The organism is Klebsiella spallanzanii (assembly GCF_902158555.1).
GTDB classification, from domain to species: domain Bacteria; phylum Pseudomonadota; class Gammaproteobacteria; order Enterobacterales; family Enterobacteriaceae; genus Klebsiella; species Klebsiella spallanzanii.
In genome coordinates this window covers 210302-225323 of the sequence record NZ_CABGGS010000043.1, presented here as the reverse complement: position 1 = coordinate 225323, position 15022 = coordinate 210302, and the positions used below count along the sequence as shown (strand labels likewise).

The window sequence follows — 15022 nt, the reverse complement described above, 5'->3', positions numbered from 1 at the left end:
AACAAAACGCATACCACTGGGTCCAGGAAGACAAACATGAAACGGACAAAAAATATTAATCACGCCTCCTTCCGCAAAAGCTGGAGCGCGCGCCATTTAACTCCCGTCGCACTCGCCGTCACCGCCGTATTTATGCTCGCTGGCTGTGAACAAAGCGATGAGACGGTTTCTCTGTATCAAAACGCCGATGATTGCTCTGCTGCCAACCCGAGCAAATCAGCAGAGTGCACCACCGCTTACAACAACGCGATTAAAGAAGCTGAACGTACCGCGCCGAAATACGCCACGCGTGAAGACTGCGTAGCCGAATTCGGTGAAGGTCAGTGTCAGCAGACCCCCGCTCAGGCGGGTATGGCTCCGGAAAACCAGGCGCAGGCGCAAAGCAGCGGCAGTTTCTGGATGCCGCTGATGGCAGGCTACATGATGGGTCGGATGATGGGTGGCGGAATGGGCGCTCAGCAGCCGCTGTTCAGCTCGAAAAATCCTGCCAGCCCGGCCTATGGTAAATATACCGATGCTGGCGGTAAGAGCTACGGCGCAGCGCAGCCGGGCCGTACCATGAACGTGCCAAAAACCGCGATGGCACCAAAACCTGCCACCACCAGCACCGTGACGCGCGGCGGATTCGGCGACTCTGTCGCTAAGCAATCCACCATGCAACGTAGCTCGGCAAGCTCTTCTTCTTCGCGCTCAATGGGCGGCTAAGCAACATGGAAAGAATCAGCATTACCGAGCGCCCGGACTGGCGTGAAAAGGCGACAGAATATGGCTTTAACTTTCACACCATGTACGGTGAGCCGTACTGGAGCGAAGAGGCCTATTATAAATTGACGCTGGCGCAGGTTGAAAAACTCGAAGACGTTACCGCCGAGTTGCATCAAATGTGTCTGCAGGCGGTGGAGAAGGTCATCGCCAGCGACGACCTCATGACCAAGTTTCGCATCCCCAAGCATACCTGGGGATTCGTGCGTCAGTCGTGGAAAACTAATCAGCCCTCGCTGTACTCACGTCTCGATCTCGCCTGGGACGGTGTAGGTGAACCGAAGCTGCTGGAGAATAACGCCGATACGCCGACGTCTCTGTATGAAGCAGCCTTCTTCCAGTGGATCTGGATGGAAGATCAGCTAAACGCCGGTCAGTTGCCGCAGGGTAGCGACCAGTTCAACAGCCTGCAGGAGAAACTGATTGAGCGCTTCGGCGAGCTGCGTGAGCAGTTCGGCTTCCAACTGCTGCATATGGCCTGCTGTCGCGATACTGTTGAAGACCGCGGTACCGTGCAATATTTGCAGGACTGCGCGGCGGAAGCGGGCGTAGCAACCGAATTTCTCTACATTGAAGATATTGGTTTGGGCGAAAAAGGTCAGTTTACCGACCTGCAGGACCAGGTGATTGGTAATCTGTTCAAGCTCTATCCATGGGAGTACATGCTGCGCGAGGTGTTCTCCACTAAGTTAGAGGACGCAGGCGTTCGCTGGCTGGAACCGGCGTGGAAAAGCATCATTTCCAACAAAGCCCTGCTGCCGCTGCTGTGGGAGATGTTCCCGAATCACCCGAATCTGCTGGCGGCATACTTCAGCGAAGATGCGCACCCGGAGATGGAAAAGTACGTTATCAAGCCAATCTTCTCCCGCGAAGGCGCTAACGTATCCATCGTGGAAAACGGCAAAGTGCTGGAAGCCGTGGAAGGCCCGTACGGAGAAGAAGGTACCATCGTACAAGAGTTCTACACGTTGCCAAAGTTTGGCGATAGCTACACGCTCATCGGTAGCTGGCTGATTAACGATCAACCCGCGGGCATTGGCATCCGCGAAGATCGGGCGCTAATCACCCAGGATCTATCACGCTTTTATCCGCACATTTTCGTCGAGTAACCTCAACCCCGGCAGTATTGTTTATTGCCGGAGTTTATATTTTCCTACCCACCGATTACCACTGACAGCATGCTCAGCGATCCCATTTCTATCCCTTCAACCGGAATAGTAATCGATTCCTCGCCGTCCCAGGCACCCAGAACGTACAGCAGCGGCAGGAAGTGATCGGCCGTCGGGTTGGACAGCGATCCGCCCTCGTGCGACAGGTAATTCACCAGCGGATGCCCGGCAACCGGTCCTTTCCAGGCCAGATTCGTTTTCACGTAGTCATTAAACGACTCAGCCCATGGATAAGGCGTGCTTTCACCATGCCATCGTGCGGTTCGCAGGTTATGCACCACGTTGCCGCTCGCCACCAGCATAATGCCTTCATCGCGCAGCTGAGCAAGCTTACGCCCCATTTCGAAGTGCCATGCTGCGGGTTTAGTACTGTTGATACTCAGCTGCACCATCGGAATATCGGCGTCGGGATACATTTTAATCAATACGCCCCACGAGCCGTGGTCAAAGCCCCAGGCTTCTTTATCCAGAGTCACAGGCACCGGGGCCAGTAGCTCAACCAGGCGTTGGGCCAATTCAGGCGAGCCCGGCGCCGGGTAGTGCGTGTCGTATAGCGCCTGTGGGAAACCACCAAAGTCATGAATCGTTTTCGGCGCTTCCATCGCGGTGACTCCCGTACCGCGCGTGAACCAGTGCGCAGAGATCACCACAATCGCTTTAGGCCGTGGTAATGTCTCGCCCAGACTCCGCCAGGCGCGGGTATAGATGTTATCTTCCAGCACGTTCATCGGGCTACCATGGCCTAGAAACAGCGCGGGCATACGGGTACGAGACATAGTGATATCCTTGGGTTAGCGGAATTTGATGTAGCTACCCTACGCGCTTTTTGTTCAGGATAAACTCTGATAAGCATGATGATCATCATCAGAAAATTTGAACATCAAAAAAACGGAAGAAAGCAATACCACAGAGTGTGTCATCGATAATATCAACCCATTGTGAAACGAGAATATCGAACTTATTTTCTTGATATTCGCTGCTATAAAGGGTTGACAAATTACCAGGAGTGGATTGGTTCATAAACCCAAAGCCAATGCGGAAAAGTAGTTCGAAAATCAACAAACAGCCGCTTTCTTTTTATATCCATAGAGAAGAAAGCACCTGATTCTTGAATGTATACTCCCCATTTCCACAATAAAAAGACATCATTAACTGGAAATTGGTAAGTTAAATCATGCCACATGTTAAGAGCCATGATGCCATATGGCATAGTTTATTACTGATTAATAACCCACTTTGTTTAAAGGTATAAATTCGATAGTCAATTCACTTCATGAATTCATAATAACCCCAAGATAATAAAAAGTCATCCCATTGGACATTAAAGCAAAAAAATCAACCATAGATATATTATATTATACTGATTCATTTAACTTAATAAACCACTTCACACTCCAGACCACATCATCCCTAAAAGATAATAAACATTTACACGAGAAATAATCCCACATAGAAAACATTCTAAAAATCTCATTTTTTGCAGGAAAATTCCTAATAAACATCAACAAAAATACATATATCAACATAAACTTAAATGCGAATTAAATATAAATAACAAGTGTAACAGATAGTTACATGATAGTTTTCGCATCGTGAGTTAATATTAAATTCATGCAACTTTAATATTTAACTTCAGCAAATTTATCTATATCTGTTCTAAATGAGTTATTTATAAAGGATTATATTCCATGTTTAAAAAAACGTTGCTTGCTGTTGTCACTACAGCTCTTTTTTCTGCTACTGCTTTTAATGCAAGCGCTGACGATCAGGGCCACGGTATTGTCACCTTTTCCGGTACTGTAATTACTGCTCCTTGCTCTGTTGCACCGGAAAGCTCTCAGATTGATGTCGATCTGGGTCAGGTTGCTGATACCGTACTGAATGGTGGTCAATACTCTCAACCTGCAGACTTCTCTATTAAACTGCAGGATTGCGTTCTGACCAGCACTGACGACCAGGGTGCAGAAACCACCATTGATAAAGTGAACGTCACCTTCACTTCAGCCAACGTAGATACCGTTGACAGTAGCCTGATGGCTAACACCAAAGAAAACAACTACGGCGGCGCAACTGGCGTTGGCGTTCGTATCCTGGATGCTGGCTATAATACCTTCGACCTGGGCGTGGCGCTGCCGGTAACATTTACCGACGTCAATAACCCGACTCAGAACCTGGATTTCCACGCTCGCATGGAATCTCTGGGTAAAAATGCAACCGAGGGTGATGTTTACGCTCAGGCAAACTACGTCCTGGCTTACAAATAATCACATCTATCGATTAATTTTGTCGATTCAAGCCGGCGGGGATTCGCCGGCTTTCCTGGTCTATTTTATTAAAAGAAACGGATTTTATGCGTACTCTCATTCACTCCGGTCTAACGCCAAAAAGATTATCCCTTTTAATAAAGCACACCCTATATTCGGTATGTATTACGGCTTCACTATCAGCACCGCTTTATGCTATTGAATTCAATACAGATATGATTGACGCCGAAGACCGGCAGAATATCGACCTCTCGCAGTTTGAAAAAAAGGGCTATATTCCAGTCGGTACCTATCTGGTACGCGTACAAATTAACAAAAATACGCTCCCCAAAGCCTATAGCCTGGAATGGATCAAAGCCGATAACGAAAGCGGCTCTCAACTTTGCTTGACTAAAGACCATCTGACAGAATTTGGCTTTGCCGATTCATTTGTTGAGCCCCTGCAAACATTGAATCAGCAAGGTTGTCTCAACCTCAGCCATAAACCGGAATTGATTATTCGTCTGGATAAAGCAAACATGGTGCTGACGTTAACCGTGCCCCAGGCATGGATGAAATATCAGGCCAAAAACTGGACGCCGCCAGAGTATTGGGATGATGGTATCGCTGGCCTTATGCTGGACTATAACCTTTATGCCAGCCAGTACACACCAGATCACGGCGATAGTAATCAGAGTTTCAACTCATACGGTACCTTGGGTTTCAATCTTGGCGCATGGCGCTTACGCAGCGATTACCAGTACGATCAGTCATTTACTGAAGGTAAGTCTACGGGGACCAACAGCAGTCTACCGCGCACTTATCTGTTTCGCCCTATTCCGTCCCTTGCATCCAGGTTTACTATGGGACAGTACGATCTCAGTTCAGACCTCTACGATACGTTCCACTTTACCGGCGCTTCTCTGGAAAGCGATGAACAAATGCTGCCGCCAGATTTACGCGGCTATGCTCCGCAGATAACCGGCATCGCCCAGACTAACGCCAAAGTTACCGTGATGCAGAATGGCCGTATGCTCTATCAAACGACCGTCTCGCCAGGACCGTTCACCATCACCGATTTGGGCACCACCTTGCAGGGGCAATTAGATGTTACTATCGAAGAAGAAGATGGGCGTAAGAGTACATTTCAGGTGGGTTCAGCCTCCATCCCTTACCTGACGCGTAAAGGGCAGGTACGTTATAAAAGTTCAGTAGGTAAGCCCACATCAACGACCCATAACGATGTAAACAACCCTCTTTTCTGGACCGGTGAAGCTTCCTGGGGCTGGTTGAATGATGTTTCTCTGTACGGTGGCGCAATCGTCACCGCCGATGACTATCAGGCAGCAACCGGCGGGGTAGGTTTTAACCTTAACAGCTTTGGCTCACTCTCTTTCGACATCACTCGGGCAGAAGCCAATTTGCGTAATGATAATGAGGGGAAACAGCGTGGTTTCAGCTATCGTGCCAACTACGCCAAACGTTTTGAAGAAACGGGCAGCCAGATAACCTTCGCTGGTTACCGATTCTCGGATAAAGAGTACGTCACGATGAATGAATATATTAATTCACGCGACGGCGACGATTCCAGTTCCAATGAAAAAGAGAGCTATGTCCTCTCCTTTAACCAGTACGTCGAACCACTGGCGCTCAATAGCTATTTGAGCATCACTCGTAATACCTACTGGAACAGTGAGACCAACACCAACTATTCGTTCTCCCTCAGCCGTAACTTTGATATTGGTGATTTTAAAAATATATCAGCCTCTCTGGCGGTGAGTCGTGTGAGCTGGGATGACGAAGAAGAGAATCAGTATTACTTCTCGATTAGCCTACCGCTGGAAAACAACCGCAATATTATGTACAGCATGCAGCGTTATGGTGATGACTCAGCGACGCAAACGGCGACATGGTACGATGGTTCAGATCGTAACAACCCGTGGAATATGTCCGTTTCCGGCACGGACAAACAGTTTGGCGATGGTGAAGCTGCCTTGCGAGGCTATTACCAGCACTATTCGCCCTATGGTCGCCTGAACGTGAACGGCACCGTGCAGCCCAGCAGTTACCGCTCGTTCAGCGCTGGCTGGAACGGTTCGTTTACTGCGACTCGTCACGGCGCGGCCCTTCATGATTATAACGCAGGCAACAGCTCTCGCGTGATGGTCGATGCGGATGGTATAGCCGGTGTTGAAGTGAACAATAACCGCAGTATGACCAATATGTTTGGTATAGCCGTAGTTCCGTCAGTGGGTAACTACACAACCGCTACGGTTATGGTGAACAATAACAACCTGCCTGATGGCGTTGATGTCACGAATTCAGTTGTTCGCACCACGCTAACCGAAGGGGCCATTGGCTATATGCCGCTCAGCGCCACGAAAGGCTATCAAATTATTGGCGTCATTCGCCTGGAAGATGGGCGCTATCCGCCGCTGGGCGTTACCGTTACGGATAAACAAACAGGTCGCGATATGGGGCTGGTGGCTGATGATGGTTTTGTCTATCTCAGCGGCGTCCAGGAAAATAGCATGCTAACGCTAAAATGGAACGACAAAGTATGTGACATTACACCACCGAACCAGAGTAATACTGATGGTCAGGCCGTCATTTTACCGTGTAAACCCATACATTAATTCAGGATGAAGATAATGAAAATTAACACGTTTGCGAAAGGATTATTATGCCTGCTGGGCACCAGTTTTATGGTGAATGCCGCAGTGTCGCCCGACAGAACGCGCATTATTTTTAACCAGTCGGATAAAAGCGTCTCCGTACGGTTAACGAACCAAAGCACAACCGCCCCCTTCCTGGCTCAGTCATGGATTGAGGACAAGGATAATAAAAAATCGCGCAACTATATTACCGCCGTTCCGCCGATGGTGCGTCTGGAAGCGGGCGAGCAGGTTCAGGTTCGACTGATGCCTCAGCCAACTCTGGCTCAGCTTCCGGCAGATAGAGAATCGATATTTTACTATAACATCCGTGAAATTCCGCCGCGTTCAGAACAGAAAAATGTTATGCAAATCGCTATGCAGAGCCGTATTAAAATTTTCTGGCGCCCAAAAGCGGTAGAGGTTAAAAATGGTCAATCGAACCTGATCGGAAAATTCGATGTTAGCCGCACCGGCAGTGGATTGGTGTTAAAGAATAAATCCCCCTATTTTGTCACTGTTGGCTATATTGGCACCAATGGCAAAACGCTGTTGCCAAAAACATCCAGCATGATGGCCGACCCCTTTGGGCAGGCGTCGCAAGATATTAAAAACTTACCAGCAAATTTCCAGATTGGCTTTATTGGCGATTACGGCGGTCTGAATATGTTTAAAATTAGCTGCAATTCGGTGCAGACGGTATGCCAATCTGAACCGGTTAAAAAGGGCTAATAATGAAAAGACTATTAGGTTTTTTGGCGTTATTAACCTGCCTGTTTTCGTTACCCTCCTGGGCGGTTGACTGCTATCAGAATAGCAAAGGGGGCCTGACTGAAGCCAAGATCGATCTTCCCTCATTTACCATCCCAAGCGATATCACGCTTAACCAAAAGGTATGGGAAAGCCCGGATATTAATATGACCGTCTACTGCGATAATGCAACGGGCTGGAGTAAATCAAATCAAACGGAAGATCTCTACGCATGGATAAAACTCTCAGCCTTTAACAGCACCGATGTCCTGAACAACCCCTACTTTACTTTTGGCGTTACCTACAATGGTACCGATTATGAAGGGAACGACCAGGGAATCGATACCGGAGCTTGCCTGGATAAATTTGAGCAGTATTACGATGGTATATACCACGACCCAGTGTGTAACGGTTCAACGCTACAAAAAAATACAACCTTTAATGCTCGTTTTCGTTTATACGTTAAGGTCAAAGCAATCCCACCAGACAGCACAACGGTTTATAATTTTGGCAAAATTAACGTTCTGCAGTTTGATGGTGAAGGAGGTGCAAACCTGGCTAAAAATGCTAAAAACCTGCGTTTTTACATTGATGGACTAGATAACGTTCACTATTTAAGCTGTAGCTCATCAATTAAAATCTCCCCTGAAACTCAGGTTGTTGATTTTAAAACCGTCACTAACATCGACCTGGCTAACCATACGGATACCCAACAAACGTTTAGCATCTCTACCGTCAGGGATCAAACAGCAGGGTGTACGGAGCAGTTTGATATTACGACCAGCTTCTACACCAGCGATGCGCCTTATGACAATACCCATCTGGATCTAGGAAACGGTCTGCTATTGAATGTCTTTGACAGCACGCTCAACCTGCCTGTTTTATTTAACCAGTATATGGATTTTACAACTTACGTCCCCAGCGATCCGTCAACAGTCACACACAACTATACCGCTGAGCTAACCGCTCATCCCACTAAGAAACTAGTGGAAGGGCCATTCAGTAAAGACGTCATCATCAAAATAAACTATCGATAGCTGTTTTTTATCAAAATAATAAAGCCGGGATCGTACCCGGCTTTATTATTTATTAACACAACGATAGCGATCAGCTGGCTTTACGCTCGTGTTCGCGGCGATAAGCGACTAAATCTTCAATCGTGACCACTTCCATGTTGTGCTGCTTAGCAAACTCAATGCACTGCGGCGCACGCGCCATAGAGCCGTCGTCGTTAGTCAGTTCGCACAATACGCCTGCTGGTTTAAGACCCGCCAGAGTGACCAGATCGATGGTTGCTTCTGTATGACCACCGCGGGTCAGGACGCCGCCCGGCTGCGCACGCAGCGGGAAAACGTGGCCTGGGCGGTTCAGGTCAGATGGCTTCGCGCCATCAGCAATAGCTGCACGCACGGTGGTCACGCGGTCAGCGGCGGAAACGCCAGTAGTCACGCCCTCTGCGGCTTCAATAGTCACGGTAAAACCGGTGCCGTAGGCGCTGGTGTTGTTTTCAACCATCATTGGCAGGTCGAGCTGTTTACGGCGATCTTCCGTCAGGCACAGGCAAACAATGCCGCTGCCGTGGCGAATGGTCAGCGCCATCTGCTCAACGGTCATGGTTTCAGCGGCGAAAATCATATCGCCTTCGTTTTCACGGTCTTCATCGTCAAGCACCATCACACCGCGGCCTTCGCGCAGTGCATCTAAAGCGTGTTCCACACGTTCAAAAGCGGTACCAAAAGAGGAAAGTAGCGTCTGATTCATGGTAAAAAAACCTCGTTAATTGTATGGTTACCAGAATCAGGGCAGTCTTAGGAGTGCCGGTTTAGCGGCAAAAGTCAACGCAAGCGGGCATAAACCCGGCTGAGCCGTTACTCTCTCCCATCCGGACTCTAACCGTCGGCCCCGGAATTACACCGGATCTGCTGACCTTTCTGCTTTCGCAGAAAGCGCTCGCGGGCTTTCAACGCTATGGTTGATTTACCGCCGGTGGGGAATTTCGCCCCGCCCTGAGAATAAGCCCGGTAACTATAACGCTATTGACTATCGTCGGCAATGCATAAGCTTCAAACATTTATGGTTTATAGGCACCGGCAATCGCACTACAATGAGCGCATAACCGACCAGAGCAGGAAACCACCATGATTGACCCGAAAAAAATTGAACAAATCGCCCGTCAGGTTCATGAATCGATGCCGAAGGGACTCCGCGATCTTGGGGAAGATGTCGAGAAAAAATTTCGTCAGGTGCTCCAGTCGCAGTTAACTCGCCTGGACCTGGTAAGCCGCGAAGAGTTCGATGTACAGACTCAGGTGCTTCTGCGCACGCGGGAAAAACTGGCGCTTCTGGAACAGCGTCTGAGCGACCTGGAAAGCCGCTCAGCGAGCGCGCCGGTGGCTCCGGACGCCGAAGAGAAGTAGTAAAAACAAGCAACGGGCCGAAAAGGCCCGTTGTCATATCAGTGTTGCGATACGTAGATTAGTGTTCCAGCTCCGCTTCTGGGGTCGTAACTTTATTCGCCTGGCGGCAGTAAAGCTCATATCGTTGACAGAACCATTCGCGATGCTCTTCATCCATATTGCCGACAATGGCCTGAAGATCGACTGGCTGACCTTGTGCGTTCATTCTGGCGAAACTCTGGGCCAGAAAATCAAAATTCTTCATTAAATACATGTCGTTATTCTTCATACGCATACTCCTTCAGCCGTTGGTAATCTGGTTGGTCATATGCTTTTTACTAACTTCAGTATTTATCCTTACTTTAACTTTTTTTGGGCGAAAAATGCGCTGAAAGAGGCCATTTATTGCGCTGAATCATAATTCCCATCATTACATTTTGAATGTGTGATCTCACCCCATCGCAGTCGCTTCAACCTCCTTTGCGATGAAATCCCATCGAGGAGGTCCCCACCCGGCGGCATCCCAGGGCACCCGCCGGGTTTAAGGCTCGCCGGAACGCATTAAAAAACAAAAGGAATGGCGATATTGTCTATTCTATTGACTGTATTATTGTTAAACTGATCGCCAGTATCCGGGTAAAATCTTTATAAGATCTTTCACGAATAAGGAGATTCATGCATATATTTTCCGAATACAACAACCCTTATCTTTTCGCACTATCATTCGTACTCCTTATTGGCCTTCTTGAAATCATCGCGCTTATTTTCGGACATCTGCTTTCCGGCATTATTGATGCGCATTTAAATCATTTTGACTCTTTAACTTCCGGTAACATCGGCCAGGTTCTTCATTATCTGAATATCGGACGAATTCCGGCACTTGTCGTACTTTGCCTACTCGGGGGATACTTTGGTTTTCTCGGCATCATCATCCAGCACGCCTGGGTGAGCCTGACGCAATCGCCGTTGAGTAATTTTCTGCTAGCGCCAGCATGTCTTCTGGTTTCCGGCATCGCAGTACACTACACGGGAAAAGCCATTGCACCGTGGTTGCCGCTGGATGAAACCACCGCGATTACCGAAGATGACTTTATTGGTGGTATGGCGATTATTACCGGCCATTTTGCCGAATCGGGCCGTCCATGCGAAGGAAAATTTACAGATAAATTCGGCCAGACGCATTATTTATTACTGGAACCTGAAGAAGGTAAAACGTTTAAAAGAGGGGATAGAGTGCTGATTATTCTTCGGCTTACCTCAACGCGTTATTTAGCCGAGCTTAACCCCTGGCCACATATTTTATAATTTCATTTCTCATAAATAAGGAGGTTACATGATGGATAGCATTACTGGCTTATTCCCCTCATGGATGTTTACGGCGGGTGTTGCCGTCGTTGTTCTATTAGTTATCGGTATTATCTTTGCCAGACTCTATCGACGAGCTTCTGCGGAGCAGGCCTTTGTTCGTACAGGTCTTGGCGGGCAAAAGGTGGTCATGAGCGGCGGAGCCATTTCCATGCCTATTTTCCACGAAATCATTCCGATCAACATGAATACCCTGAAGCTTGAAGTTAGCCGCTCCACCGCCGACAGCCTGATCACCAAGGATCGTATGCGCGTCGACGTTGTTGTGGCCTTCTTCGTCAGGGTTAAACCGTCTATCGAAGGTATTGCTACCGCAGCGCAAACCCTCGGTCAACGAACGTTGTCACCGGAAGATCTGCGCATACTGGTCGAGGATAAATTTGTCGACGCCCTGCGCGCCACTGCGGCGCAAATGACCATGCATGAACTACAAGATACACGCGAAAACTTCGTTCAGGGCGTGCAAAATACCGTTGCCGAAGACTTATCCAAAAACGGCCTGGAGCTGGAAAGCGTCTCGTTAACAAACTTCAACCAGACATCGAAAGAGCACTTCAACCCCAATAACGCCTTTGACGCCGAAGGTTTAACTAAACTCACCCAGGAGACAGAACGTCGTCGTCGCGAACGTAATGAAGTCGAGCAGGATATTGAAGTCGCCGTGCGGGAAAAAAACCGCGATGCTCTGTCGCGCAAACTCGAAATCGCACAGCAAGAAGCGTTTATGACGCTTGAGCAGGAGCAGCAGGTGAAAACCCGCACCGCCGAGCAAAATGCAAAAATCGCCGCTTTTGAAGCTGAACGCCATCGCGAAGCAGAACAAACGCGCATCCAGGCCGAGCGTCAGATTCAGGAAAGCGAAATCGAACGCGAGCAGATTGTTCGGACCAAGAAGGTCGAAGCGGAACGGGAAATCCGCATTAAAGAAATTGAGCAGCAGCAGGCAACGGAAATTGCGAATCAGACAAAATCTATCGCCATCGCCGCAAAATCTGAACAGCAATCCCAGGCGGAAGCACGTGCAAACGACGCGCTGGCCGAATCCGTACGCGCGCAGCAAAACGTTGAAACCACGCGCCAGACGGCAGAAGCCGATCGTGCGAAGCAGGTTGCGTTAATCGCCGCCTCTCAGGATGCGGAAACCCAGGCTGTCGAGCTGACGGTGCGGGCAAAAGCGGAAAAAGAAGCGGCAGAGCTACAGGCGGCAGCAATCGTCGAGCTGGCGGAAGCTGCGAAGAAAAAAGGCCTGGCGGAGGCGGAAGCCCAGCGCGCACTTAACGATGCTATCAACGTGCTTTCCGATCAGCAGACCAGCCTGAAGTTCAAACTGGCGCTGCTGCAATCACTTCCAGCGGTCATCGAGAAATCCGTTGAACCGATGAAGTCCATTGACGGTATCAAGATTATTCAGGTTGACGGCCTTAACCGAGGCGGCAGCGCCGGGGGCGCGGAAAACGCCACCGTCGCTACAGGCAGCGGAAATCTGGCGGAGCAGGCGTTGTCCGCAGCGCTTGCCTATCGTACTCAAGCGCCGCTGATTGATTCGCTGTTAAATGAAATTGGCCTTTCTGGCGGTTCGCTTAACGCCCTGACCACGCCGTTAAATTCACCAGCAGCGATCGAGCCAGCTGAGGAATCAGTGGAGAAAGAAGCATAATCGCTTCCCGTTAAAATCGCTAAACATCTCATCCCCGGCCCCTGAAGTCGGGGATTTTTTTATCCCGCGCACGCCCTTTCAACGTCAGGCACGCTGTTTTTGCGTGAACGCTCTAGTAATAAAAAATCAGAAAGGGAAAGCTCTTGTGCCTGTCGGGGCGCTCGCTAACAATCGCGGTGTCAGCAAGGGGCTGAAACGGGAAAGCCCCTCCCGAAGAAGGGGCTTTAATAAGGAAAGGGTTATACCTGTCATACTTCAAGTTGCAGGTGTGTTAGCTACGTTCTCTCACCCGAATCACTTAGTTTACTAAGTTCATCGGGATTCGTTCACTTGCCGCCTTCCTGCAACTCGAATTATTTAGGGTAAATGATGAAGCTAGTCATCATACTGGTTGTGCTGTTACTGATAAGTTTCCCGACTTTCTAACAGTCAATCAGAGGGGGGAGAAATCCCCTCTCACCCTTATTCCTTTACTTTAGGTCGAAAAAACAGCAGCGTCAACAGCGAGGAGCGCATCAAAGCGAAATGCGCGATGCGCCTTCAGCATTCATGATTTTTCGTTATCTTTTTGGATCTTCTTGATGATGTTGGTTGTCGAGCAGCCATCTTCGAAGTTGAGCACCAGCACCTCGCCGCCGTTTGCCCATACCTCTTCGCTACCGGCAATTTGTTCTGGCTTATAGTCGCCACCTTTCACTAACAGATCCGGCAGAATTCCGGCGATCAGCCGCTGCGGCGTATCTTCTTCAAAGGAGACTACCCAGTCGACGGCTTCCAGCGCGCCCAGCACGATCATCCGCTGATCCAGCGGGTTAACGGGACGAAACTCGCCTTTCAGGCGTTTGGTAGAAGCATCGCTGTTCACCGCAACGATCAGGCGATCGCCCAACTTGCGCGCGTTAGCCAAATAGGAGACATGACCCGCATGCAGGATATCGAACACACCGTTGGTCATCACGACTTTCTCACCGCGCTTACGCGCTGCGGCTACGGCCAGCTTGAGTTCTTCTTCACTCATCACGCCAAAACCGGTCTCTGAACGCCCGCGCACCGCGTTCTCCAGTTCGATAGGTGAAACGGTAGAGGTGCCGAGCTTACCGACCACCACGCCAGCCGCCGCATTGGCGAAGTAGCAGGCTTCTTCCAGCGTATTGCCGGAAGCCAGCGTCGCCGCCAGCACGCCAATAACCGTATCGCCCGCGCCGGTCACGTCATAGACTTCCTGCGCCTGAGTCGGCATATGCAGCGGCGGTTTGCCCGGCTGCAGCAGCGTCATACCCTGCTCTGAGCGAGTCACCAGCAGCGCGGACAGGTCGAAATCAGCGATGATTTTCATCCCGCGCTCAACGATTTCCGCTTCATCCTTACACTTGCCCGCTACCGCCTCAAACTCGGAGAGATTTGGCGTCAAAAGCGTCGCGCCGCGATAACGTTCAAAATCAGTACCTTTCGGGTCGATCAGCACAGGAACGCCCGCGCCACGAGCCAGCTTAATCATGGTCTGGACGCTGGTCAGCGCGCCTTTAGCGTAATCAGACAGCACCAGCGCGCCAATAGCGCTCAGCGCCTGCTGAATACGCTCGTGCATCGGCTGCGGGTCAACGCCGGAGAATCCCTCTTCGAAATCGAGGCGAATCAGCTGTTGGTTACGCGACAGCACTCGCAGTTTGGTAATGGTCGGGTGCGTCGGGACGGACACAAAATCGCATTTCACGTTAACGTCGGCCAGCGCTTTACTCAGCGCTCGGGCGGCATCATCAATGCCGGTCAGGCCAACCAGGCGAGAGGTTGCGCCGAGAGAAGCGATATTCATCGCCACGTTTGCTGCGCCGCCAGGGCGTTCTTCGATGTTTTCCACCTTCACCACCGGCACCGGCGCTTCCGGTGAAATTCGGCTGGTGGGGCCATACCAGTAGCGGTCCAACATCACATCGCCAACCACTAACACTCCTGCACGTTCAAACTCTGGCAGCGTTACTTTCATTACTCTCTCCTGCGAGATGCAAACTTTGCGCGCGATAATAGC

Annotated in this window: 14 protein-coding genes and 1 riboswitch; of the genes, 10 read left to right on the top strand and 4 right to left on the bottom strand. The window is 49.8% G+C overall.

The annotated features are described in order from the left end of the window. Window positions 1-36: 36 nt before the first annotated feature. Entirely contained in the window at window positions 37-705 is a 669-nt protein-coding gene (locus FN082_RS21700) for a DUF1190 family protein (protein ID WP_139540499.1), read from the top strand. Between the two features lie 5 nt (window positions 706-710). Next, complete coding sequence (locus tag FN082_RS21695) at window positions 711-1871, top strand: glutathionylspermidine synthase family protein (protein ID WP_142462117.1); 1161 nt, start codon at window positions 711-713, stop codon at window positions 1869-1871. A 44-nt stretch (window positions 1872-1915) separates the two neighbouring features. Here the strand turns inward: FN082_RS21695 and ygiD are convergent, their stop codons facing one another. After that, the gene (gene ygiD / locus FN082_RS21690) at window positions 1916-2707 is read right to left on the bottom strand and encodes a 4,5-DOPA-extradiol-dioxygenase (RefSeq protein ID WP_142982346.1); all 792 of its coding nucleotides are present in this window, start codon (window positions 2705-2707) and stop codon (window positions 1916-1918) included. Window positions 2708-3619: 912 nt separating this feature from the next. Between ygiD and FN082_RS21685 the strand changes: the two genes are divergently transcribed. The 4 genes from FN082_RS21685 (at window position 3620) to FN082_RS21670 (ending at window position 8615) form a co-directional block, all read left to right on the top strand. Next, entirely contained in the window at window positions 3620-4195 is a 576-nt protein-coding gene (locus FN082_RS21685; protein ID WP_142982345.1) for a fimbrial-like protein, read from the top strand. Between the two features lie 86 nt (window positions 4196-4281). Next, a complete protein-coding gene (locus FN082_RS21680; RefSeq protein WP_142982344.1) occupies window positions 4282-6810 on the top strand; it encodes a fimbria/pilus outer membrane usher protein in 2529 nt (842 codons plus the stop codon). A gap of 15 nt (window positions 6811-6825) precedes the next feature. Next, entirely contained in the window at window positions 6826-7560 is a 735-nt protein-coding gene (locus FN082_RS21675; protein WP_185932140.1) for a fimbrial biogenesis chaperone, read from the top strand. Between the two features lie 2 nt (window positions 7561-7562). Continuing rightward, window positions 7563-8615 (top strand): pilus assembly protein, encoded by a 1053-nt coding sequence (locus FN082_RS21670; protein ID WP_142982343.1) that lies wholly within the window; start codon window positions 7563-7565, stop codon window positions 8613-8615. A gap of 70 nt (window positions 8616-8685) precedes the next feature. Here the strand turns inward: FN082_RS21670 and ribB are convergent, their stop codons facing one another. Then, complete coding sequence (ribB, locus tag FN082_RS21665) at window positions 8686-9339, bottom strand: 3,4-dihydroxy-2-butanone-4-phosphate synthase (protein WP_139540508.1); 654 nt, start codon at window positions 9337-9339, stop codon at window positions 8686-8688. A 105-nt stretch (window positions 9340-9444) separates the two neighbouring features. Next, a riboswitch (FMN riboswitch) is annotated at window positions 9445-9596 on the bottom strand. A gap of 120 nt (window positions 9597-9716) precedes the next feature. On the opposite strand from ribB, the gene ubiK reads away from it, so the two are divergent. Next, window positions 9717-9995, top strand: a complete 279-nt coding sequence (gene ubiK, locus FN082_RS21660) for a ubiquinone biosynthesis accessory factor UbiK (protein WP_139540510.1) — start codon at window positions 9717-9719, stop codon at window positions 9993-9995. Window positions 9996-10053: 58 nt separating this feature from the next. On the opposite strand, the gene glgS is transcribed toward ubiK, so the two are convergent. After that, on the bottom strand, window positions 10054-10263 hold the full coding sequence (gene glgS, locus FN082_RS21655; RefSeq protein WP_139540512.1) for a cell surface composition regulator GlgS: 210 nt from the start codon (window positions 10261-10263) through the stop codon (window positions 10054-10056). 386 nt (window positions 10264-10649) lie between these two features. Between glgS and FN082_RS21650 the strand changes: the two genes are divergently transcribed. From FN082_RS21650 to FN082_RS21640, 3 genes are all read left to right on the top strand, one after another. Next, the gene (locus FN082_RS21650) at window positions 10650-11279 is read left to right on the top strand and encodes an OB-fold-containig protein (RefSeq protein ID WP_139540514.1); all 630 of its coding nucleotides are present in this window, start codon (window positions 10650-10652) and stop codon (window positions 11277-11279) included. A gap of 31 nt (window positions 11280-11310) precedes the next feature. Further along, window positions 11311-12996: a flotillin family protein gene (locus tag FN082_RS21645; protein ID WP_142982409.1), complete on the top strand. Its 1686-nt coding sequence runs from the start codon at window positions 11311-11313 to the stop codon at window positions 12994-12996. A 366-nt stretch (window positions 12997-13362) separates the two neighbouring features. Further along, window positions 13363-13422 carry a type I toxin-antitoxin system Ibs family toxin gene (locus tag FN082_RS21640; protein ID WP_142462141.1) on the top strand — a complete coding sequence of 20 codons (60 nt, stop codon included), beginning with the start codon at window positions 13363-13365 and terminating at the stop codon, window positions 13420-13422. 121 nt (window positions 13423-13543) lie between these two features. Here the strand turns inward: FN082_RS21640 and hldE are convergent, their stop codons facing one another. Then, window positions 13544-14980 (bottom strand): bifunctional D-glycero-beta-D-manno-heptose-7-phosphate kinase/D-glycero-beta-D-manno-heptose 1-phosphate adenylyltransferase HldE, encoded by a 1437-nt coding sequence (gene hldE / locus FN082_RS21635; RefSeq protein ID WP_142982342.1) that lies wholly within the window; start codon window positions 14978-14980, stop codon window positions 13544-13546. Between the last annotated feature and the right edge of the window lie 42 nt (window positions 14981-15022).

Coding starts and splice junctions, on each gene's coding strand:
- FN082_RS21700 (WP_139540499.1), top strand. CDS start 37: ATGAAACGGACAAAAAATATTAATCACGCCTCCTTCCGCAAAAGCTGG.
- FN082_RS21695 (WP_142462117.1), top strand. CDS start 711: ATGGAAAGAATCAGCATTACCGAGCGCCCGGACTGGCGTGAAAAGGCG.
- ygiD (WP_142982346.1), bottom strand. CDS start 2,707: ATGTCTCGTACCCGTATGCCCGCGCTGTTTCTAGGCCATGGTAGCCCG.
- FN082_RS21685 (WP_142982345.1), top strand. CDS start 3,620: ATGTTTAAAAAAACGTTGCTTGCTGTTGTCACTACAGCTCTTTTTTCT.
- FN082_RS21680 (WP_142982344.1), top strand. CDS start 4,282: ATGCGTACTCTCATTCACTCCGGTCTAACGCCAAAAAGATTATCCCTT.
- FN082_RS21675 (WP_185932140.1), top strand. CDS start 6,826: ATGAAAATTAACACGTTTGCGAAAGGATTATTATGCCTGCTGGGCACC.
- FN082_RS21670 (WP_142982343.1), top strand. CDS start 7,563: ATGAAAAGACTATTAGGTTTTTTGGCGTTATTAACCTGCCTGTTTTCG.
- ribB (WP_139540508.1), bottom strand. CDS start 9,339: ATGAATCAGACGCTACTTTCCTCTTTTGGTACCGCTTTTGAACGTGTG.
- ubiK (WP_139540510.1), top strand. CDS start 9,717: ATGATTGACCCGAAAAAAATTGAACAAATCGCCCGTCAGGTTCATGAA.
- glgS (WP_139540512.1), bottom strand. CDS start 10,263: ATGAAGAATAACGACATGTATTTAATGAAGAATTTTGATTTTCTGGCC.
- FN082_RS21650 (WP_139540514.1), top strand. CDS start 10,650: ATGCATATATTTTCCGAATACAACAACCCTTATCTTTTCGCACTATCA.
- FN082_RS21645 (WP_142982409.1), top strand. CDS start 11,311: ATGGATAGCATTACTGGCTTATTCCCCTCATGGATGTTTACGGCGGGT.
- hldE (WP_142982342.1), bottom strand. CDS start 14,980: ATGAAAGTAACGCTGCCAGAGTTTGAACGTGCAGGAGTGTTAGTGGTT.